The organism is Achromobacter sp. PD1, from assembly GCF_048541815.1.
GTDB classification, from domain to species: domain Bacteria; phylum Pseudomonadota; class Gammaproteobacteria; order Burkholderiales; family Burkholderiaceae_B; genus Achromobacter; species Achromobacter bronchisepticus_A.
This window is the reverse complement of the sequence record NZ_CP183349.1, coordinates 3,392,239-3,411,813: the sequence shown is the minus strand read 5'-3', so window position 1 is coordinate 3,411,813 and position 19,575 is coordinate 3,392,239. Positions and strand designations below refer to the sequence as shown.

Below are 19,575 nucleotides of genomic sequence, written 5' to 3'. Positions count from 1 at the left end.
CGCAGTGTGCGCCAGCCGCAAGTCCGCTTCAAGACCGGACGCCAAGCTGACAGGAACTTTAACGGTGAAATCGAGCCCAAACCTTGCGCCTTCGCGTATGCCCCCCACCTACCCTGGGGAGGACGGCCCTAGCGCCGCGTGCCGCAAGGCTCGGCCTCGCAACCTGCGTTTTTGGTTGCGAGAGTGGCTTTTTGCCCTGAAAAACCGGGGCTTAGTCCTTGATTTCGCTCAAAAACTATTTTGAAACTACCTTGTCATAAGTCAGCCAAGGTAAGCTAAACTCCAGGCACTTCTCTAGCGAGGCTCCTTACAGCTTTATGGATTACATCCTTTCCTTCATTGCCGGCGGTCTGACCCAAGCCACTTGGTGGCAGGTTGTCGTGTTCACTCTGGTTGTGACGCACATCACGATTGTGTCGGTCACGGTCTTTCTCCATCGCAGCCAAGCGCACCGTGGTCTGGATCTGCATCCGGCCGTCATGCACTTCTTCCGTTTCTGGCTCTGGATGACGACCGGCATGGTCACCAAGGAATGGGTGGCCATTCACCGCAAGCACCACGCCAAGTGCGAAAAGGAAGGCGATCCCCATTCGCCCATCCTGTTCGGCATCTGGAAGGTGCTGTTCCGCGGCGCGGAACTGTACCGCGAAGAATCGAACAACAAGGAAACCATGGCCAAGTTCGGCCACGGCACGCCTGACGACTGGCTCGAGCGCAACGTCTACAGCAAGCACAGCCTGTGGGGCGTGCTGACCATGCTCGCCATCGACATCGCCCTGTTCGGCGCCATCGGCGTCACCGTGTGGGCCGTGCAGATGGCCTGGATCCCCTTCTGGGCCGCCGGCGTCGTCAACGGCATCGGCCACTACTGGGGCTACCGCAACTACAACAGCCCGGACACCAGCACCAACGTGTTCCCCTGGGGCATCGTGATCGGCGGCGAAGAGCTGCACAACAACCATCACGCCCACGGCACGTCGGCCAAGTTCTCGGCCAAGTGGTACGAGTTCGACATCGGCTGGTGCTACATCAACATCCTGAAGTTCTTCGGCCTGGCCAAGATCAAGAAGGTTGCGCCCAAGCTGAAGCTGGACGACAGCAAGACCGGCATCGACCTGCGCACCCTGCAGGGCGTGATCACGCACCGCTACGAAGTCATGGCCCGCTATGCGGACGTGATCAAGAGCGCCGCCCGTGAAGAGCTGGCCAAGCTGAAGGATTCGCGCAACAAGGACAGCGCCGAGTGCGACTGGACCAAGCTGCACAGCGTGCGCCGCGCCATCCACCGCAACGAGGACATCCTCCAGCCCGAACAGGTTGCCGCCGTGGATCAAGCCATCGCCCGCAACAAGTCGCTGGCCACGCTGGTGCAGATGCGCCGCGAACTCGGCCGCATCTGGGAAAGCTCCAGCGCCAGCAGCGAACAGCTTCTTCATGACCTGCAGGCCTGGTGCCAGCGCGCCCAGCAAAGCGGCATCGCCGGGCTCGAGCAATTCGCTCAACGTCTGCGCCGCTACGCGGCATGATGCTAGAGAAGCTCAATCCTGAACAACGCGCCGCAGTAACGTTAGAACCGCAGCACGCCCTGGTCCTGGCCGGGGCGGGCAGCGGCAAGACCCGGGTGCTCACCACCCGCATGGCCTGGCTGATTCAAACCGGCCAGGCCTCGCCTTTTGGGCTGCTGGCGGTCACGTTCACCAACAAGGCGGCGCGCGAAATGCTTGCGCGCATGTCGGCCATCCTGCCGATCGACACGCGCGGCCTGTGGATCGGCACCTTCCACGGTCTGTGCAACCGCATGCTGCGCGCGCATCACCGCGATGCCGGCCTGCCGCAAAGCTTCCAGATCCTGGACGTCACCGACCAGCTCGCGGCGATCAAGCGCCTGATGAAGGCCAACGGCGTCGACGACGAAAAGTACCCTCCCCGCGATGTGCAGCGCTTCATCAACGGCGCCAAGGAAGAGGGCTTGCGTCCCGCCGACGTGGAAGCCTATGACGCCCATCGCCGCCGCCTGATCGAGATCTACCAGCTCTACGAGGCCCAGTGCCTGCGCGAGGGCGTGGTGGACTTCGCCGAGCTGCTGCTGCGCGCCTACGAACTGCTGTCGCGCAATGCGCCGGTGCGCGAGCACTATCAGCGCCGTTTCCGCCATATTCTGGTCGACGAGTTCCAGGACACCAACACGCTGCAGTACAAGTGGCTGCGCCTGTTGGCTGGCGGCGGCGCCGCGATCTTCGCGGTGGGCGACGACGACCAGTCGATTTATGCCTTCCGCGGCGCCAACGTCGGCAACATGGCCGACTTCGAGCGCGACTATGCGCGCGGCACCGTGATCCGCCTGGAGCAGAACTACCGTTCCTTCGGCCACATCCTGGATTCGGCCAACGCGCTGATCGGCCACAACACCGGCCGCCTGGGCAAGAATCTCTGGACCGAGCAGGGCGACGGCGAGCCGGTGCGCGTCATCGAGCAGCCGTCCGACGGCATGGAAGCGCAGTGGATCGTGGACGAAATCCGTTCGCTGATACGCGAAGGCAGCCTGCGCCGCGAGATCGCCGTGCTCTACCGCAGCAACGCGCAGTCGCGCGTGCTGGAACACGCCATCTTTTCCGCCGGCATTCCCTATAAGGTGTATGGCGGTTTGCGCTTTTTCGAGCGCCAGGAAATCAAGCACGCGCTGGCCTACCTGCGCCTGATGGCCAACCCGCACGACGACACCTCGTGGATGCGGGTCGTCAACTTTCCCACGCGCGGCATCGGCGCGCGCACGCTGGAGCAATTGGGCGACGCCGCGCGCGCGCACGACACCAGCCTGTACGCGGCCGTGGCCCTGGTGCCCGGCAAGGGCGGCTCCAACCTGGCGCAGTTCGCGCAACTCATCCATCGCCTGATCGAAGAGACCCGCGACCTGCCGCTGCCGGAAATGGTCGAGCACATGCTCGAGGCCAGCGGCCTGAACGCGCATTACAAGGCCGAACGCGAAGGCGCGGAACGCCTGGAAAACCTGAGCGAACTGGTCACCGCAGCGGCGGTGTTCGCGTCCGAGGAAAACTACGACGGCATGCCTGCCGGCGTGGTGCCCGAACAGGACACGGCCTCCACGCTGAACGCGGGCGTGGTCGACGCGCCGGTCGTGGCGTCCGACGGTCTGACCCCGCTGGCGGCATTCTTGTCGCACGCAGCGCTGGAAGCGGGCGACAACCAGGCCCAGCAAGGCCAGGACGCCGTCCAGCTCATGACCGTGCACGCCGCCAAGGGCCTGGAGTTCGACGCGGTTTTCATCACCGGCCTGGAAGAGGGGCTGTTCCCGCACGAGAACAGCGTCCTGGAAGCTTCCGGACTGGAAGAAGAGCGCCGCCTCATGTACGTGGCCATCACGCGCGCGCGCCAGCGTCTGTACATCAGCCTGGCGCAAAGCCGGATGCTGCACGGCCAGACGCGCTACGCGATGCGTTCGCGCTTCCTGGAAGAAATCCCCGAACAGCACCTGAAGTGGCTGTCGCCCAAGGCCGGCCTGGCCCAGGTCGGCGGCACGGGCGCTGGCTGGGGCGGCGGCAATCGCGGCGACGCTTTCGGTCGCAAGCCCACCAATACCATTGCGCCGCGTCAAGCGCGCAGCGTCACCACCGGCGTCACGGTGGGCGACAAGCAGTATCGTGTAGGTCAGGGCGTGCACCACGCGCGGTTCGGCGAGGGCACGATCATCGGCTTGAGCGGAGCAGGGCAGGACGCCCAGGCTGAAATCCAGTTCCGCGACGTGGGCGCCAAGACCTTGGCGCTGGGCATCGCCAAACTCGACATTGTTCAGGGTTGATACTCATGGCCGACAACGATACTTCCAAAGCCGAGTTGGCGTCGCTGCGCGCCGAGGTCGATGAAATCGACCAGCAGATCATGCTGCTGCTGGGCGTGCGGTTCCGCTGCACGGACATGATCGGCGAGCTCAAGCGCGACCTTGGCATGGACCTGGTGGATCCCAAGCGCGAAGAGCAGCAGGTCGCGCGCATCCGCCGCCTGGCGCAAGAGGCGGGCGTGCCGCCCGCGCTAGCCGAAACCATCCTGCGCGAAGTGATCGACACCGTGGTCGACCACCACACCCGCCTGCGCGAGCGCCCCTACTCGTAATGCCAGGCCGGCGGCGCGCGGCAGCTTGCATCAGCGAGCCCGCCGCGCGCCGCCTCTTCCTTTCCTACAAGACCCGCATGAACGCCAGCAAGGCGTCGATCTCGTCCGCGCTCAACGCAAGCGGCCGGATGTGTTCGGACTTGCGCGGCGCATAGGGGTCGGGCGGATCGCTGGACTCGGGGTCGCGGCCCATGCCGGCGTTGTACATCCGCAGCAGGCCCTTCAGGTCGGGAAACAGGCCGTTGTGCATCCACGGTCCGGCGCGCGACACATTGCGCAGGCTGGGCGTGCGGAACTTGCCCAGATCGGCGGGATCGCGCGTCGCTTCGTAGCGTCCCAGATCCCGGTTGCGGCGGCCATAGAAGGACAGGCCGATGTTGTGGAACTGGTGGTCGGTCAGCATCGCGCCGCTGTGGCAGTTCATGCAGCGCGCCTGGGTGCGGAACAGGTGCATGCCGATCAGCTCGGCATCGTCCAGCGCGTCGGATTGCCCATCCAGGAATGTGTCGAAGCGCGTGGGCTCGGGCCGCAGCGTCGCGACATAGGCGGCCAGCGCGCGCGCCAGGCGGTCGGCATCCACTGGCGGCCGAGCGGCCGGCGCCGCGCCGAACGCCTGCAGGAACTGCGCCGGGTAGGGGGCGGCCGCCAGCAGCCGCGCCACGGCGCCGTCGGCATCATGGTTCATTTCGCGGGGATCGTGGATGGGGCCCAGCACCTGTTCCTTCAGGCTGGCGGCGCGTCCGTCCCAGAACAACCGGGGCGCGAACGGCGCCGCATACAGCGGCGTGGAGCGCCGCCTGCCCATCAGCTTGTCTTCGCCCACGGCCAGCGCCAGGCCGTCGGTGAAGGCGCGCTGCGGCAGATGACAGGAGGCGCAGGACACCTGCCCCTTGCGCGACAGCCGGGTATCGAAGAACAGCATCTGCCCCAGCGTCACCACCGCCGGACGCGCAACGTCTGCGGCAAGTTCTGCCTGGCCGGCATTGGCCGCGGTCCAGGCCAGGGGCGGACTGGAGGCCGGCGGCGCCGGCCCCCATTCGCGCCAGTCCACGCCAGGATCGATCGTGGGCGCAGGCCAGGTCGAGGGCGGCCCAGCGTAGTGCGGGCGCAGGCAGGCGGCGTTCCAGCCCGTGGACGTGCGGCAGGCGGTCTGATCGTCCTGGGCGTCTGCATCGGCGTGGGACGCGGACGCCGCCAGCGCCAGCGCCGCGCCCAGGATCAGAAGCGGTAACCGACTTGCAGCCATAGCTCCCGTCCCGTCTGATAGGTACTGCGGTTGGTCTTGACGTTCGGATTGCTGGCCGTCACGGCGGGCCTGCGGTCCAGCACGTTCAGGACTTCGACCGTGAATTCCAGGCTGCGCGCGAACGTGGGATTCCAGGAAAGCTTGGTGTCCCAGGTCCAATAGGACGGGATCTCGCCGGATTCGAAACGCTCCAGATAATCGGGCCGCGGACCCAGTCCCACGTAGATGGTGGCGTCGCGCTTGCTGCGCCAGTTCACCATGTTGCTCCAGGTCAGGCCTGTGCGCGGCCACGCGCCGGTCAGGCTGAGCGTGGCGATCTGCGGCTGGTAGAAGGAGCTTGGCGGCAGGTCGATGGCGCGCAGGCGCGAGCCGTTGTAGATCACGTATTCGTCGGGGTCGCGCGCGTCGCCGTTGTAGCCTTCGACCAGGTCCGCGTTGGTCTTGCGCTTCTGCCAGCTCCAGCTTGCCTGCATGTTCCAGCGCGTTTCGCCCAGGCGCCAGGGCTCCAGTGTGCGTAGCGACAGGCTGACGCCGTCGGTGGTGGACAGGCCTTCGTTGGTGTAGCGGTAGCCGTCCTTTTCGGTGCCGGTCTTGGTCCACTGGTCGCGGCCGTTGCGGCGTACGTAGCTCAGCACGCCTTCCATGCCGGCCATGCGCTGGCGCAGCGAGATCGCCCATTCGTCGTCATAAGGCATGCGCAGGCCCTTGTACTCCACGTAGTACTCCCTGCCGCCGTCCGCCACGGGGTTGCCGTTCTTGTCCAGCACCTGGCGCCGCAGGCGGCTTCTTTCCGCTTCAAGCGCGGTTTCCAGCACGCCGGAGCCGTAATAGCGCGACCATCCGGCGCTGAGCAAGGTGTCGCCCGATCCGAACATGTCCCAGTCCAGCCGCGTGCGCGGCGACACGTTGTTGCTGCCCAGGAAAGTTTCGCGGTCGTAACGCAGGCCAGCGTCCAAGGCCAGCCGTTCCCACTCGATACGGTCCGATAGGTACAGGCTGGCCATGTCGTAGTTCACGTCCACGGTTCCGGGCAGGTAACGGACTTTGCTGTAGTCGCGATAGCTGCCATCGCGGTTATAAGCCCGCTGGTAGGAATGGCTTTCCTGGAAACGCTCGAAGTTCGCCTGGACCCGGTTCAGTTCGGCCCCCGCGTACGGAATGTGCGTGAACACGCCCGTCCGTACCGGATCCAGGTCGACGCGGCCCTTCAGCGTCCAGGTGTCCTGCCGCGTCTGTTCCTTGCCGAAGCCGCCGGCCGTGTACTGCGGCAGCCGGTAGGGCCGGAAGGTCACGAGTTCGTCGCCGATGGATTCGCGGTTGCTCAGCGACCGGTCCCAGCCCGCCTGCAATGCCAGGCGTCCCCCCTTGAAATAGTGATCCACGTTGGCGCCGATACCGCGCGCCCCATGGTTGTTGTCCCAGCGCGTGTGCCGGAACAGGTCGCTGGCCAGGGTTTCGCTGCGGTCGCTGTACTTCAGCGTCAGGTCGGCCGTGGTATCGGCGCTGGCGCGCACGCTGAACTTGCCCAGGAAGTTGTCAATGCGGTCGCGGTAGGCATCCTGGCCCGGGGTCGGTTGCCCCTTGTCATCCACGCCCATGTTCCAGCGTGTGATGTCCGATTCGCGCCGCGACATGGCCAGCACCGCGCCCGATTTTTCATTGAAGGCCAGATCGCCCACGGCCGAATAGAAACGCTTCTTCCATTCGGGTGAGTAACCCGGTTTCCCTTTGGCCCAATTGTTCTCTTCGCCCTCGGCGACTTGCTGCCGCGTCATCTTGGAGGTGTTCCAGCGGTAGTCGAGGTTAAGGCGGTTTTCGCCCGAGAACCGGCGCAATCTCGCGTCCACCACGCCGCCGGTGAAGCCACCGTACTCGACCGGCACGAAGCTGTCGTGCACACGGACTTCCTCCAGCAGGCTCGTGTCCACGAAGTACGACTGCGGGTTGCTGGGCACGTTGCCGACCTGCAGGTTCAGATTCTTGCTGGCCGGATTCACGCGGTTGGTCGCGTCCATGCCGTCGAGCTGGAACAGGTTCTGGTAGGGGCTGGAGCCGGGGAAGGAAATGTCTTCCACGTTGAGTGAGCCGCGGTTCTGCGAGCCGGCCGCGCCCGGATTGGTGCGCACCGCCGGATGCGTCGCCACCAGCGTGCTGAGGTCGCGGTTGGAACTGGGCGTCTCGGCGATGTCCTCGCGGGTATAGATGCGCTCGCCGACCTGTTCGCCGTAGACCCGCACGGCGTCCAGGCGCAGGGCGGAAAACTGGTTGGTCTTGTCCACGTAGACGATGTAGCGTCCGGGGCCGTCCGCGCGTAGCGCCAGCCCGGACCCCGCCAGCAGGTGGTTCAGCGCGAGTAGCGGCGAATACTCTCCGTGCAGCGGCGGGGAGGTCTTGCCCGCTACCGCCGCCGGCGGAAACGAGATCTCCAGGCCGGCTTGCCGGCCCAACGCGAGCAAGGCGTCGCCCAGGGGTTGGGCCGGCAGGTCATAGGCAACGGGCGCGGCGGGCTGAGCAGGGGCCTGCGAGGCCGTGAGCAACGCGGCGGCGAGCAGCGCCGCCGTAGCGCCAGACCGGCGCGCGCGCCGGTTGAAGTGGAGAAACAGCATGAATGCGTCCAAGCGGGTGTTGATGTCAGCCGTAGGACGTGTGCAGGTACGGATTACCTCAGTGGATTGCCGATGAATAATTTATATCGATTCTCATTTGCTGATTAGCAAGCGGCTCTAACGCAAGATCAACAGGCCGGGCAGTTCGGTAATGCCGACCTTGGTCTGCGCCAGCAGCAGTTCCAGCGCACGCTTGGGATCGCCGATGCTGGCTGTGCCCGACACGTGCAAACGCCTGGCGGTGTCGCCCAGCACCAGGATGTGCTTGCCGCCATAGCGGGAGAGCCGCGCCGCAGCCTGCGGCAATGCGACATTGTTGAAAGCCAGCAGGCCCTGGCTCCAGTCCGGCGCCGGTTCCTGCGCGGTGGCGAGGCGGGCGATGCCCGTCGCCGACACGGCGGCTTCCTGGCCCGCGTCCAACACCAAGGCGGCGTCATCCTCGCAAACCAGGCAATGGACTGCGACGCGATGTTCGTACACTGCCACGCGCGTGCCGTCGGCCTCGCGCGCCACGACATAGCGGGTGCCGAGCGCGGCTGCGGACGCGTCCGGCGTCACTACCGTGAAGTCCGGACCGCCGGGCGCGCGCGGCGCGGCCGCGAACAGCGCACGTCCGGCCAGGAGCCGTACTTCGCGCTTGCCTGGCGCGAAATCGATGGCGATGGCCGAGTCCGCGTCCAAGGTGGCGCTGGAGCCGTCGGGCAGGGCCACGCGGCGCACTTCGGCGCCGGTCGTGTAGTCCGCGCCGGGATGGGGGGCGCGCAGCAGTTGCCAGGCCGGCCAGGCCGCCAGCACGGCCAGCGCCGCCGCCGCGCCGCGCTTGCGCGTGCGCCGCGGCGCCAGCTTGCCGCGATCGATTTCGCCCATGCGCCGCCACAGGCGCGCCAGCCGTTCATAGGCGTCGGCGTGGCTGGCGTCGGCGCGGTACCAGGCTTCGAACTCCGCCTGAGCTTGCGCATCCATGCCCTGGCCGCTGTGGCGCACGACCCAGAACGACGCTTCTTCCTGGGCGCTGCCGGTCTTGGGGGCGGCCATGCTCAGGACGCCAGCGCCTGGTCGCAGGCCAGCAGGATACGCATCATGTGCTTTTCCACCGCGCTGACAGAAATCGCAAAACGCTCGGCAATGGCGCGGTAGCTCAGGCCCTCGTGCCGGTGCAGCACGAACACGTCAAGGCTGCGACGCGGCTGGGTCAGCAGCGCGGCTTCCAGCCTGCGCAGCATCTGCCGCGCGGCAGCCACATCCAGGGTGTCGGGCTCGTGCAGGGTAGGGCGCGAAGCGGCGTAGTCGGCGGTGGCGATCTGTTCGCGGCTGCGGCGCCGGTGCCAGTCGGTAGCGATATTGGCGGCCACGCGGAAGACGTAGGCGCGGTCGTTGTCGGGACGCGTCCTGTCCTTGAATTCCGCCAGTTTGATCCAGGTGTCCTGCGCGCAGTCCTGTGCGACGTCGCGCGAGCCGGTGCGCAGGGAGAGGAAACCCAGCACCTCTCGGTAATGGCGGAGAAATACTTCCGTGAGCGTAGACATGTCGCCGGCGCCGGGCGCCAGATAGAGTCAAATTCGCGGCAGAGTATAAATGATAACGATTTCTATTTCTAGATAAGGAGGGCGTGAAGGAAGCGGCGGCGGGCAGGGCGCCCGCCGCAGGCCGTCAGGCCTCGGACTGTTCGATCTCTTCCAGGGAGCCCTGGATTTCCAGCCACTGCTCTTCCAGCTCGTCCATGCGCTTGCCGTGTTCGCCATGCTCGGCCATGACCTTTTGGCGTTCGGCGCGGCGAGCATCCGAGTACAGGTCCGGGTCGGCGATGACGGCGTCCAGCGCATGCAGCTTGGCGCGCAGCTTCTCCATCTCGGTCTCGACCTTGGCGAGCCTGGATTCCAGCGGCTTGCGCAGCGCGGACAGGCGCTGGCGCTGTTCGGCTTCGGCGCGGCGCTGGGCCTTGCGGTCCACCACCGGTTCGTTGCCTGCGGCGTTTTCGCGCGCGGCTTCCGCGCGTTCGCCGGCGTTGCGGGCGGCGAGCCAGTCGCGGTAGTCCTCCAGGTCGCCGTCGAACTCCTGTACCGCGCCGTCGGCCACGATCCAGAAGCTGTCCACGGTGGTGCGCAGCAGATGCCGGTCATGCGACACCAGCAGCATGCTGCCGCCGAAGTCCGCCAGCGCGGCGGCCAGGGCTTCGCGCGTTTCCACGTCCAGGTGGTTGCTGGGTTCGTCCAGCAGCAGCAGGTTGGGCTTTTGCCAGACGATCAGGGACAGCGCCAGGCGCGCCTTTTCGCCGCCAGACATGGGACCGACCCTGCTGGTCACCGTGTCGCCGGAAAAGCCGAAGCCGCCCAGATAGTTGCGCAGCTCCTGTTCGCGGGTCTCGGGAGCCAGGCGCGCCAGATGGGCGATGGGCGTGCTGTCCACGTCCAGCATGTCCAGCTGGTGCTGATGGAAATAGCCGATGGCCAACCCGCGCGAGGCGCGGCGCGTGCCGGCCTGCACCGGCAGCTCTTCGGCCAGGGTCTTGATCAGCGTGCTCTTGCCGGCGCCGTTGGCGCCCAGCACGCCGACGCGGCTGCCGGCGCGCACCATCAGCGTCACGTCGCGCAGGATGGGCACCGCGTTGCCGTCGGCGTCCGTGTAGCCGGCCGACAAATGCTCCAGGGTCAGCAGCGGATCCGGCACCTGGTCGGGCGAGGGAATGCGGATGTCGATGCCGGCTTCGGCATGCAAGGGCGCCAGCACCTGCATGCGCGCCAGCGCTTTGACGCGGCTCTGTGCCTGCTTGGCCTTGGACGCCTTGGCCTTGAAGCGGTCGATGAAGCCTTGCAGCCGGGCGGCTTCGCGGGTCTGGCGTTCGTAGGCGATATTGGTCTGGCGCAGGCGCTCGGCGCGTTGCGTCAGGAAGTCGCCATAGCCGCCGCGGTAGCGCACCAGCTTGGCGTGGTCGAAATGCAGGATGGACTTGGCGACCGCGTCCAGGAACTCGGTGTCATGGGAAATCAGCATGACGGTGCCGGGATAGGCCGCCAGCCATTTCTCCAGCCACAGCATGGCGTCCAGGTCCAAGTGGTTGGTGGGCTCGTCCAGCAGCAGCAATTCGGACGGCGCCATCAGCGCGCGGGCCAGGGCCAGGCGCATGCGCCAGCCGCCGGAAAAGCTCGCCACCGGCTGCATCCATTCGGCGGGCTTGAAGCCCAGGCCGGCCAGCAGCTGCTCGGCGCGCGAGGCCGCGCTCCAGGCGCCGGCTTCCACCAGCGCCGCTTCCACCTCGGCGATCTGCGTGCCTTGCTCGTCCGTCAGCTCGGCGCGGCGCGCCTGCAGCTCGCGCAGATGCGTGTCGCCGTCGATGACGAATTCGCGCGCCGGGCGCTCGTCGGCTTCGATTTCCTGCTTGACGCTGGCTATGCGCCAGCCGGCGGGCATGGCCAGGTTGCCCGCGTCCAGGTCCAGCGTGCCGGTCAAGAGCGCGAACAGCGAGGACTTGCCCGCGCCGTTCTTGCCGACGATGCCCACGCGCTCGCCCGGATGCACGACGAATTCAGCGCCGTCCAGCAGCACCTTGGTGCCGCGGCGCAGGGTCAATCCAGTAGCGCGTATCACAGGCTGAGTTGCTCGCGGGTAAGCAGCAGAAGCTGGTCGGAGGCTTCTTCCGTGTCCAGCCAGACGGGCGAGAGCTGCGGGAAGGCGGCTTCGAAGAAGTCGCGTTCGTGGCCGATCTCCAGCACCAGCACGCCTTCCGGCGTGAGAAAGCGCGGCGCCGCTTCCAGGATGCGGCGCACCAGGTCCATGCCGTCGTCGCCGCCGGCCAACGCCAGCTGCGGTTCGTGGCGGTACTCCTGGGGCAGGACGTCCATGGAGCCGCTGTTCACGTAGGGCGGATTGCAGATGATCACGTCGTACAGACGCGGCGGCAGACTGTCGAACAGATTGCTTTCGTGCAGGTCCAGCCGGTCCGTCAGACCGTAGTCGTCCACGTTGCGGCGCGCCACTTCCAGCGCATCCGGCGACACGTCGACCGCGTCCACGTGGGCATAGGGGAAGGCCAGCGCGGACAGGATCGCCAGGCAGCCGGATCCCGTGCACATGTCCAGCACGTTCTCAACCGCCAGCGCATCCTGCACCCAGGGCGCGAGGCCCTGGTCCAGCAATTCGGCGATGGGCGAGCGCGGCACGATGACGCGCTGGTCCACGTAGAAGCGGTGGCCGCGCAGCCAGGCCTCGTTGGTGAGGTAGGCGGCGGGCAGGCGCTCGGTCACGCGGCGGTCGATCAGGTCGAGCACGCGGTTGCGTTCTTCGCTGAGCACGCGGGCGTCCAGAAAGGGCTCCAGCGTATCCAGCGGCAGATGCAAGGCGTGCAGCGTCAGGTAGACCGCCTCGTCCCAGGCATTGTCGCTGCCATGTCCCAGCGCCACCTGGGCGGCGTTCAGGCGTGACACGCCGTAGCGGATCAGGTCGCGCAGGGTCAGCAGTTCTTGGCGGGCGGATTGATACATGTGAGGCTTTTACTTGGGCGGCAGCAGGAGGTTTTCCAGCGTGCGCCGATAAATGTTCTTCAACGGATCCAGCGAGGCCACTTCGATGCGTTCGTTGACCTTGTGGATCGTGGCGTTGCAGGGACCGAATTCGATGACCTGCGGGCAGATCTTGGCGATGAAACGGCCGTCGGACGTGCCACCGGTGGTGGAGAGCTCTGCCGTCACGCCGGTTTCGTCGCGGATGGCCGAGACCAGCGCATCCGTCAACGAACCGCGCGGCGTCAGGAAGGGCTCGCCGCCCAGTTCCCAGTCCAGCGTGTACTCCAGGCCATGGCGGTCCAGCACTTCATGCACGCGCGCCCGCAGGCTTTCCGGCGTGCTGGCGGTGGAGAAGCGGAAGTTGAACAGCGCCACCGCCTCGCCCGGCACCACGTTGGTGGCGCCGGTGCCCGAGTTCAGGTTCGACATCTGGAACGTGGTGGGCGGGAAGTACTCGTTGCCCTGGTCCCATTCGATGCTGACGATGTCGGCCAGGGCCGGCGCCAGCTGGTGCACGGGGTTGCGCGCCAGGTGGGGGTAGGCCACGTGGCCCTGGATGCCCTTGACCGTGAGCTTGCCCGACAGCGAACCGCGGCGGCCGTTCTTGCAGGTGTCGCCCAGCACGTCGCCCGAGGTGGGTTCGCCGACGATGCAATAGTCCATCTGTTCGCCGCGCGCCTTCAGCGCGTCGCAAACGATGGCGGTGCCGTCGATGGACGGGCCTTCTTCGTCGGAGGTGATCAGCAGGGCGATCGAGCCGCCATGCTGCGGGTGGGCCGCCACGAATTCCTCGGCCGCCACCACGAAGGCGGCGATCGAGCTCTTCATGTCGGCCGCCCCGCGACCGTACAGGTAGCCATCGCGCTCGGTGGGAACGAAAGGATCGCTTTCCCACTTTTCGCGCGGACCCGGAGGCACCACGTCCGTGTGACCGGCGAACACGGTCAGCGGCGCCGCGCTGCCGCGGCGCGCCCACAGGTTGGTGACACCGCCCTGGGCGATGGTCTCGCAGGTGAAGCCGATGCGTTCCAGGCGCGCGGCCAGCGTCGCCTGGCAGTCTTCATCGGCCGGCGTGACCGAAGGGCGGGCGATCAGGTCCTTGACCAGATCCAGTACGGCTGAATTGCTCATCAGGCCCTCAGCAGATCGTTGATGCTGGTCTTGGCGCGGGTCTGCGCGTCGACGCGCTTGACGATGACCGCGCAAGCCAGGCTGTGCGAGCCGTCGGCCGACGGCAGCGAACCCGGGACCACGACCGAACCCGACGGCACGCGGCCGTAGGTGATCTTGCCGGTGGCGCGGTCATAGATCTTGGTGCTTTGCGACAGGAACACGCCCATGGCCAGCACCGAGTTCTCTTCGACGATCACGCCTTCCACGACTTCCGAGCGGGCGCCGATGAAGCAGTTGTCTTCGATGATGGTGGGGTTGGCTTGCAGCGGTTCCAGCACGCCGCCGATGCCCACGCCGCCCGACAGGTGCACGTTCTTGCCGATCTGGGCGCAGGAGCCGACGGTGGCCCAGGTGTCGACCATGGTGCCTTCGTCGACGTAGGCGCCGATGTTCACGTAGGAGGGCATCAGCACCACGTTGCGGGCGAGGTAGGCGCCGCGGCGGGCCACGGCCGGCGGCACCACGCGGTAGCCGCCTTGCTTGAAGGCGTTGTCGCCGTACTCCGAGAACTTGAGCGGCACCTTGTCGTAGAACTGCAGGGGGGCCTGACCCATGATGGCGTTGTCGTTCAGGCGGAACGACAGCAGCACGGCCTTCTTGATCCACTGGTGCACGACCCAGTCGTCGTTGATTTTCTCGGCCACGCGCAGGCGGCCCAGGTCCAGGCCGTCGATGGTGCGCTCGACCGCTTCGCGCACTTCGGCGCTGGCGTCGGTGGGCGACAGGTTGGCCCGGTCGTCCCAGGCTTTTTCGATGGTGGTCTGCAGGTCGAGAGTCATAGCGGCTCAGCTTTTAAAGGTTGATCAAACGGAAGTATGCACAAAATGGGCGATGCGTTCGGCTGCCTGCACGCAGTCAGCCAAGGGCGCCACCAGAGCAATGCGGATGCGGCCCTGGCCGGGATTCACGCCGTGAGCCTCGCGTGCCAGGAAACTGCCCGGCAGCACGGTAACACCGGTACGGCCAAAAAGGTCGCGCACGAACGCGGTATCGGAGCCCGGCGTGGCCGCCCACAGATAAAACGAGGCCTGCGGGCGGGACACGTCCAGCACCTTCTGCAGGATGGGCACGACGGCGTCGAATTTCTCGCGGTACAGGCGCCGGTTGTCCTTCACGTGCGCCTCGTCCGTCCAGGCGGCGATGCTGCCTGCGGACACGATGGGGCTCATGGCGCTGCCATGATACGTGCGATATAGCAGGAAGCGGCCGATCAGCGCGGCGTCGCCCGCCACGAAGCCCGAACGCAGGCCCGGCACGTTGGAACGCTTGGACAGGCTGGAGAACGCCACCAGGTTGCGGTAGGTATTGCGGCCCAGGCGGCGCGCGGCCTGCAGGCCGCCCAGCGGCGGGTTGCCTTCGTCCAGATAGATTTCCGAATAGCACTCGTCCGAGACGATCACGAAACCATGGCGGTCGGACAGTTCGAACAGCGTTTCCCATTCGTCCAGCGACATGACGTTGCCTGCCGGGTTGCCCGGCGAGCAGACGAACACCATGCGCGTCTTCTTCCAGATTTCGTCGGGCACCTGGCTCCAGTCGCTGGCGAAATTGCGCACCGGGTCGGCGTTGACGAAGTAGGGCGTGGCGCCAGCCAGGAGCGCCGCGCCTTCGTAGATCTGATAGAAGGGATTGGGGCAGATCACCACCGAGCCTGCGGACGGGTCGATGACGGTCTGCGTGAACGCGAACAGCGCCTCGCGCGAGCCCAGCGCCGGCAGCACCTGCGTTTCCGGATCCGGGGCAGGGATGCTGTAGCGCCGCGCCAGCCATTCTGAGATCGCCCGGCGCAGCGCCGGATCGCCCTTGGTGGACGGGTACACGGACAGGCCCGCGAGGCTGTCGCGGATGGCCTGTTCGACGCGCGCGGGCGCGGCGTGTTTGGGCTCGCCGATCGACAGATTGATGGGCGTCAGACCGTCCGGCTGCTGGCTGGCCGAAGCCAGCAAAGCGCGCAGTTTTTCGAACGGATAGGGGTGTAGGGCATCGAGGCGCGGATTCATGACGCAAGATTTTAACAAGCAAGCTACAATAGCGGGCTTGGCCTATAGCGAAGGTGGCGAAATTGGTAGACGCACCAGGTTTAGGTCCTGACGCCGTAACAGGTGTAGGGGTTCGAGTCCCCTCCTTCGCACCAACCTTATTTAGGCACTGATCGGGCTTCATGGCTACAGTGTCCTGCAGGCCCCAAGGCATTGAATGCCTTGGGGCTTTTCTTTTTTGCTTATGGCTTTGATTCCGCTATCGGCTTGACTGCCCGGACGCGCGAAAGGCGCATCGGGATTTGCGCCAACGGGCAGGGAAGGTGGTATTTCCCGCAAGCGTCGGGGACGCATGGCGCGTCCAGGCGTTGTGACAGCTCCCTCCTTGATGGAGGGGAAAAACCGAGAGGGAATCATGAGAGGGGTCAGTGCAATGCTGAAGGTCAACGTCCTGTGTGCGGTAGTCGCCTTGATGTTCTCGGGCGTCGCGCATGCTGATGATTCATCGTCCGGAGATTATTGGCTCTCCGTTTGTCAGTCGAGTGACCCCATCGAAGAGACTCAATGCTTGTCATATGTCCTCGGCGTCTGGGATGGCTTGGTTGTGGCTGGGACTGCGGCCAAGACGAAGTCCGATATCTGTTCGCCTAAGAGGGTGTCCGCGCGTCAGCTAGCGGAAATCTTCGTCAAGTACGCCCGTGCCAGTCACGAGGTGCGCCACATGTCGGGCCGAGTCCTGATCGTGGCATCTTTCATGGGCGCATTTCCTTGCAGGGATGGGATCGGCGATTGAGGGGCGGCAGTCGGGCTTCGACAAGTTGGTCTTGCTCCTAGGGATAACCTCCCGTGCCTAAAGCGCATTTTTGATATATCTTCGCGCTCTTCGGTGGAGGCTTGCCGCTGTCCGGCATCGCAACAGCCTCTCAAACAGCCCCGTACACAGCACGATAAGGAGAGCCTTCCATGGCGCTCAAGCACGCTGCATTTCTGGATGTCATCGATATACGCACCCCGCATCGCGAACACGGGGAGGCCGTCAGCGTCAGCCTGATGAAGACGGCGCACATGCAACTGCTGCAATTGGCGCTGCCCGCCGGCAAGGGTCTGCCGCAACATGCCGTGGCGGGCGAAATCACCATTCACTGCATCGCCGGAGAGGTCAGCGTGGCATTGCGCGATGGCGTACGCCAACTGCGCGAGAACCAGCTCGTCGCGCTGCCCGCGCACGAACCGCACGCGCTGCAGGCCGTGCGCGACGCGACCGTGCTGGTGACGGTGCTGCACGCCCCCGCCTAGTACTCCTTTTCCTGACGCAGACGTGTTCCCTGAGAGGTGAGCCGTGCATGAGCTATTGGCCGACTGGTGCGAAATCCTGAACCGCTTGCTGCGGGACGTGGCCGATGCCCACGCCACGGCGCAGGCGCGCGACAGCGCGCTGCGCCATGCCCACCGGCATTCCTGCCAGGCGCCGATCTGCTTCCGGATGTCCGGGACCACGGTCGGCCATCTGGCGGAAACGCTGGATTGCGCCATCCGTGCGTCCTGCGCCCGCCACGACAACTCCGCCTGGGTGCAGGCGCTGGATGTGGCTTACACCAAGTTCCTGCTGTATCTGATCCGCGACGTGGACCGGTGGTCCAGCGGCGGGCTGCACCAAGAGGCGGCCAAGGCAGGGATCAGGCTGTCGGCTGGCAAGACCACTAAATACTGGATAAATGAACAGTAACCTGGTTCAATCCAATCATGCGCCTCCGGCGCGCGCGCCGGCCACTGCGCCATTTCCCACGATCAGGACGAACCATGAAATTCGGATACACCATCATCTACGTACCGGACGTCGCCGCATCGCTGTCCTTCTTTGAACAGGCATTCGGTTTCGCCAGGCGTTTTCTGCACGAGTCCCAGACCTACGGCGAACTGGACACCGGCGAAACCACGCTGTCGTTCGCGGCGCATGAACTGGCCGGCTCCAATTTCGGCGGCGGCCATGTAGCGGCTTCGGAGTCGGCCGAGCCGCTGGGCATGGAAGTGGCTTTCGTGACGGACGATGTGGCCGCGGCGCATGCCCGCGCGCTTGCGGCGGGCGCCACGGAAATGAGCGCGCCTGTCTCCAAGCCCTGGGGGCAGGTCGTGTCCTATGTGCGCTGTCCGGACGGAACGTTGGTGGAGCTCTGCACTCCCGTGCACGGCTAGGCGCGCTCGTTCCGGGGCGCGGGCCAAAGCGCCGGATGCGCGGCCCGGCACGGCCTGCATCGTCCGTGCCCGTGCGGCGTGCGCCTTTCCGTCTAGCCGGTCCGGACGATCCCCGAGTCCATCGGACGCCGTTACCGTGGTTGCGGCAGGGGGGCCGCGTCCGGCTGCGTTCAAGAATTGTCAAGATTTGCATTGCTTTAAAGTCGTCGTTGCCGCCCCGCGATACCGTGGCATTTTCGTTTTTCGGGGAGTCGACATGTATCCGCTTTCTAAGCGTTGCGGCGCTGAGTTCTTTGGCACGTTCTGGCTGGTTTTGGGGGGCTGCGGCGCCGCGGTGCTGGCCGCCGGTTTCCCGGAACTAGGCATCGGTTTTGCTGGCGTGGCGCTGGCCTTCGGCCTGACCGTGCTGACGATGGCGTTCGCGGTCGGCCATATTTCCGGCGGGCATTTCAACCCGGCCGTCACGGTGGGCCTGGTGGCGGGCGGCCGTTTTCCGGCCAAGGAAATCCTGCCTTACGTCATTGCCCAGGTCCTGGGCGCGATCGTTGCCGCGGCGGTGCTGGCCTGCATCGCCAGCGGCAAACTGGGTTTCGACCTGAAGGGCAGCCATTTCGCGGCCAACGGCTACGGCGCCTATTCGCCGGGCAAGTACTCGATGGTGTCGGCCCTGGTGACGGAAGTCGTGCTGACGGCGGGCTTCATCTTCGTGATCCTGGGGGCGACCAGCAAGCGCGCGCCGGCCGGCTTCGCGGCGATTCCCATCGGACTGGCGTTGACGCTCATCCACCTGATCAGCATTCCGGTGACGAACACCTCGGTCAATCCGGCCCGTTCCACCGGCCCCGCGCTGTTCGTGGGCGGCTGGGCGTTGGAGCAGCTGTGGCTGTTCTGGGTCGCGCCCATCGTCGGGGCGATCGTCGGCGCCATCGCCTACCGGCTGGTCAGCGATCCCGCCCAGGAGCGTAGCTAGGCCAGGCGTTGCGCCGGGCGATAATGGGGCCAAGTCTCTGATCCTGGTCCCATGAACGAATTTTCAATAGCCATCAATCTTGTGCTGGCCATGCTGCTCGGCGCCGCCATCGGCGCCGAGCGCCAATGGCGGCAGAACTATGCCGGCGTGGTCACGCACGCGCTGGTCTCGCTGGGCGCGGCCGCCTATACCGCCTTGCCCGCGCTGCTGGACGCTGGCAACGACATGCGCCTGGGCAGCCAGGTCGTGACCGGCATCGGCTTCCTGGGCGCGGGCCTGATCATGCGCGACGGCCTGACCATACGCGGCCTGAGCGCGGCCGCCACCATCTGGGCTACCGGCGCCGTAGGGGTGCTTGCCGGCTATGGCTTCCTGGCCGAAGCCAGCGCGGTCACGGCGCTGATCCTGGTCACCAATGTGCTGCTGCGGCGCGGCGCCAGGCTGATGGACCGCTACGTGCCCGACGCGGAAACCGAAGAGCGCTACTACAACATCGCCTTGACCTGCGCCTCCACGGACGAAGCCATGGTGCGGGCGGAATTGCTGAATGCCTTGGGCAAGCACAGCCTGCGCCTGCGCGGCGTGGAAAGCCAGCAGCGCGACGGTGGCCGCTCCGAGGTGACGGCGGTGGTTTATTCCATGCGCCAGGAAGACGAGCGGGTGGAACAACTGGTGGGCAGCCTCAGCCTGTTGCCGCAGACCTACTCGGCCAGATGGACCTCCGACACCGGCAACGCCTGAGGCCGGCCGGAATCAGGATGCCGTAAGTCCGATCTCAATA

General features: G+C 65.9%; 18 protein-coding genes and 1 tRNA gene. 10 read left to right on the top strand and 9 right to left on the bottom strand.

Going from position 1 to position 19,575, the window contains the following annotated elements:
* Window positions 1–317 precede the first annotated feature (317 nt).
* From ACM1PE_RS16155 to ACM1PE_RS16145, 3 genes are read left to right on the top strand one after another with little or no spacing between them, the layout of a single operon-like run.
* Window positions 318–1,526, top strand: a complete 1,209-nt coding sequence (locus ACM1PE_RS16155) for a fatty acid desaturase (protein WP_054456025.1) — start codon at window positions 318–320, stop codon at window positions 1,524–1,526.
* Window positions 1,523–3,817: a UvrD-helicase domain-containing protein gene (locus ACM1PE_RS16150; protein WP_059373632.1), complete on the top strand. Its 2,295-nt coding sequence runs from the start codon at window positions 1,523–1,525 to the stop codon at window positions 3,815–3,817. Before ACM1PE_RS16155 ends, ACM1PE_RS16150 begins: the two co-directional genes overlap by 4 nt.
* A gap of 5 nt (window positions 3,818–3,822) precedes the next feature.
* Window positions 3,823–4,128 (top strand): chorismate mutase, encoded by a 306-nt coding sequence (locus ACM1PE_RS16145; RefSeq protein ID WP_054456030.1) that lies wholly within the window; start codon window positions 3,823–3,825, stop codon window positions 4,126–4,128.
* A 64-nt stretch (window positions 4,129–4,192) separates the two neighbouring features.
* Here ACM1PE_RS16145 and ACM1PE_RS16140 read toward each other — a convergent pair whose 3' ends face one another.
* The 9 genes from ACM1PE_RS16140 to dapC all read right to left on the bottom strand — a co-directional run bounded on the left by ACM1PE_RS16140 (window position 4,193) and on the right by dapC (window position 15,652).
* Window positions 4,193–5,374, bottom strand: coding sequence for a cytochrome-c peroxidase (locus ACM1PE_RS16140; protein WP_419343782.1), 1,182 nt, complete (start codon window positions 5,372–5,374; stop codon window positions 4,193–4,195).
* Entirely contained in the window at window positions 5,347–7,980 is a 2,634-nt protein-coding gene (locus ACM1PE_RS16135) for a TonB-dependent receptor (RefSeq protein ID WP_419343781.1), read from the bottom strand. Before ACM1PE_RS16135 ends, ACM1PE_RS16140 begins: the two co-directional genes overlap by 28 nt.
* 117 nt (window positions 7,981–8,097) lie before the next feature.
* Complete coding sequence (locus ACM1PE_RS16130; protein WP_419343780.1) at window positions 8,098–9,015, bottom strand: FecR family protein; 918 nt, start codon at window positions 9,013–9,015, stop codon at window positions 8,098–8,100.
* 2 nt (window positions 9,016–9,017) lie between these two features.
* A complete protein-coding gene (locus tag ACM1PE_RS16125; protein ID WP_118932706.1) occupies window positions 9,018–9,506 on the bottom strand; it encodes an RNA polymerase sigma factor in 489 nt (162 codons plus the stop codon).
* A gap of 124 nt (window positions 9,507–9,630) precedes the next feature.
* Window positions 9,631–11,565 carry an ABC-F family ATP-binding cassette domain-containing protein gene (locus tag ACM1PE_RS16120; RefSeq protein ID WP_419343779.1) on the bottom strand — a complete coding sequence of 645 codons (1,935 nt, stop codon included), beginning with the start codon at window positions 11,563–11,565 and terminating at the stop codon, window positions 9,631–9,633.
* Entirely contained in the window at window positions 11,562–12,458 is an 897-nt protein-coding gene (prmB, locus tag ACM1PE_RS16115) for a 50S ribosomal protein L3 N(5)-glutamine methyltransferase (RefSeq protein ID WP_059373627.1), read from the bottom strand. The genes ACM1PE_RS16120 and prmB overlap by 4 nt, the downstream gene beginning before the upstream one ends.
* A gap of 9 nt (window positions 12,459–12,467) precedes the next feature.
* A complete protein-coding gene (dapE, locus tag ACM1PE_RS16110; protein ID WP_419343778.1) occupies window positions 12,468–13,610 on the bottom strand; it encodes a succinyl-diaminopimelate desuccinylase in 1,143 nt (380 codons plus the stop codon).
* Window positions 13,610–14,431 carry a 2,3,4,5-tetrahydropyridine-2,6-dicarboxylate N-succinyltransferase gene (gene dapD / locus ACM1PE_RS16105; RefSeq protein WP_013394697.1) on the bottom strand — a complete coding sequence of 274 codons (822 nt, stop codon included), beginning with the start codon at window positions 14,429–14,431 and terminating at the stop codon, window positions 13,610–13,612. The genes dapE and dapD overlap by 1 nt, the downstream gene beginning before the upstream one ends.
* Before the next feature lie 24 nt (window positions 14,432–14,455).
* Window positions 14,456–15,652 (bottom strand): succinyldiaminopimelate transaminase, encoded by a 1,197-nt coding sequence (gene dapC / locus ACM1PE_RS16100; RefSeq protein ID WP_419343777.1) that lies wholly within the window; start codon window positions 15,650–15,652, stop codon window positions 14,456–14,458.
* Between the two features lie 47 nt (window positions 15,653–15,699).
* Here dapC and ACM1PE_RS16095 point away from each other — a divergent pair.
* The 7 genes from ACM1PE_RS16095 to ACM1PE_RS16065 all read left to right on the top strand — a co-directional run bounded on the left by ACM1PE_RS16095 (window position 15,700) and on the right by ACM1PE_RS16065 (window position 19,535).
* Window positions 15,700–15,786 (top strand) — tRNA-Leu (locus tag ACM1PE_RS16095).
* 278 nt (window positions 15,787–16,064) lie between these two features.
* The gene (locus tag ACM1PE_RS16090; protein WP_419343776.1) at window positions 16,065–16,424 is read left to right on the top strand and encodes a Rap1a/Tai family immunity protein; all 360 of its coding nucleotides are present in this window, start codon (window positions 16,065–16,067) and stop codon (window positions 16,422–16,424) included.
* 170 nt (window positions 16,425–16,594) lie between these two features.
* On the top strand, window positions 16,595–16,927 hold the full coding sequence (locus ACM1PE_RS16085; protein ID WP_118932703.1) for an AraC family ligand binding domain-containing protein: 333 nt from the start codon (window positions 16,595–16,597) through the stop codon (window positions 16,925–16,927).
* A 43-nt stretch (window positions 16,928–16,970) separates the two neighbouring features.
* Window positions 16,971–17,357, top strand: coding sequence for a hypothetical protein (locus tag ACM1PE_RS16080; protein WP_419343775.1), 387 nt, complete (start codon window positions 16,971–16,973; stop codon window positions 17,355–17,357).
* A gap of 74 nt (window positions 17,358–17,431) precedes the next feature.
* On the top strand, window positions 17,432–17,824 hold the full coding sequence (locus ACM1PE_RS16075) for a VOC family protein (protein ID WP_419343774.1): 393 nt from the start codon (window positions 17,432–17,434) through the stop codon (window positions 17,822–17,824).
* 256 nt (window positions 17,825–18,080) lie between these two features.
* Complete coding sequence (gene aqpZ, locus ACM1PE_RS16070; protein ID WP_054456051.1) at window positions 18,081–18,794, top strand: aquaporin Z; 714 nt, start codon at window positions 18,081–18,083, stop codon at window positions 18,792–18,794.
* A 51-nt stretch (window positions 18,795–18,845) separates the two neighbouring features.
* Window positions 18,846–19,535 (top strand): MgtC/SapB family protein, encoded by a 690-nt coding sequence (locus ACM1PE_RS16065; protein ID WP_059373609.1) that lies wholly within the window; start codon window positions 18,846–18,848, stop codon window positions 19,533–19,535.
* Window positions 19,536–19,575 lie beyond the last annotated feature (40 nt).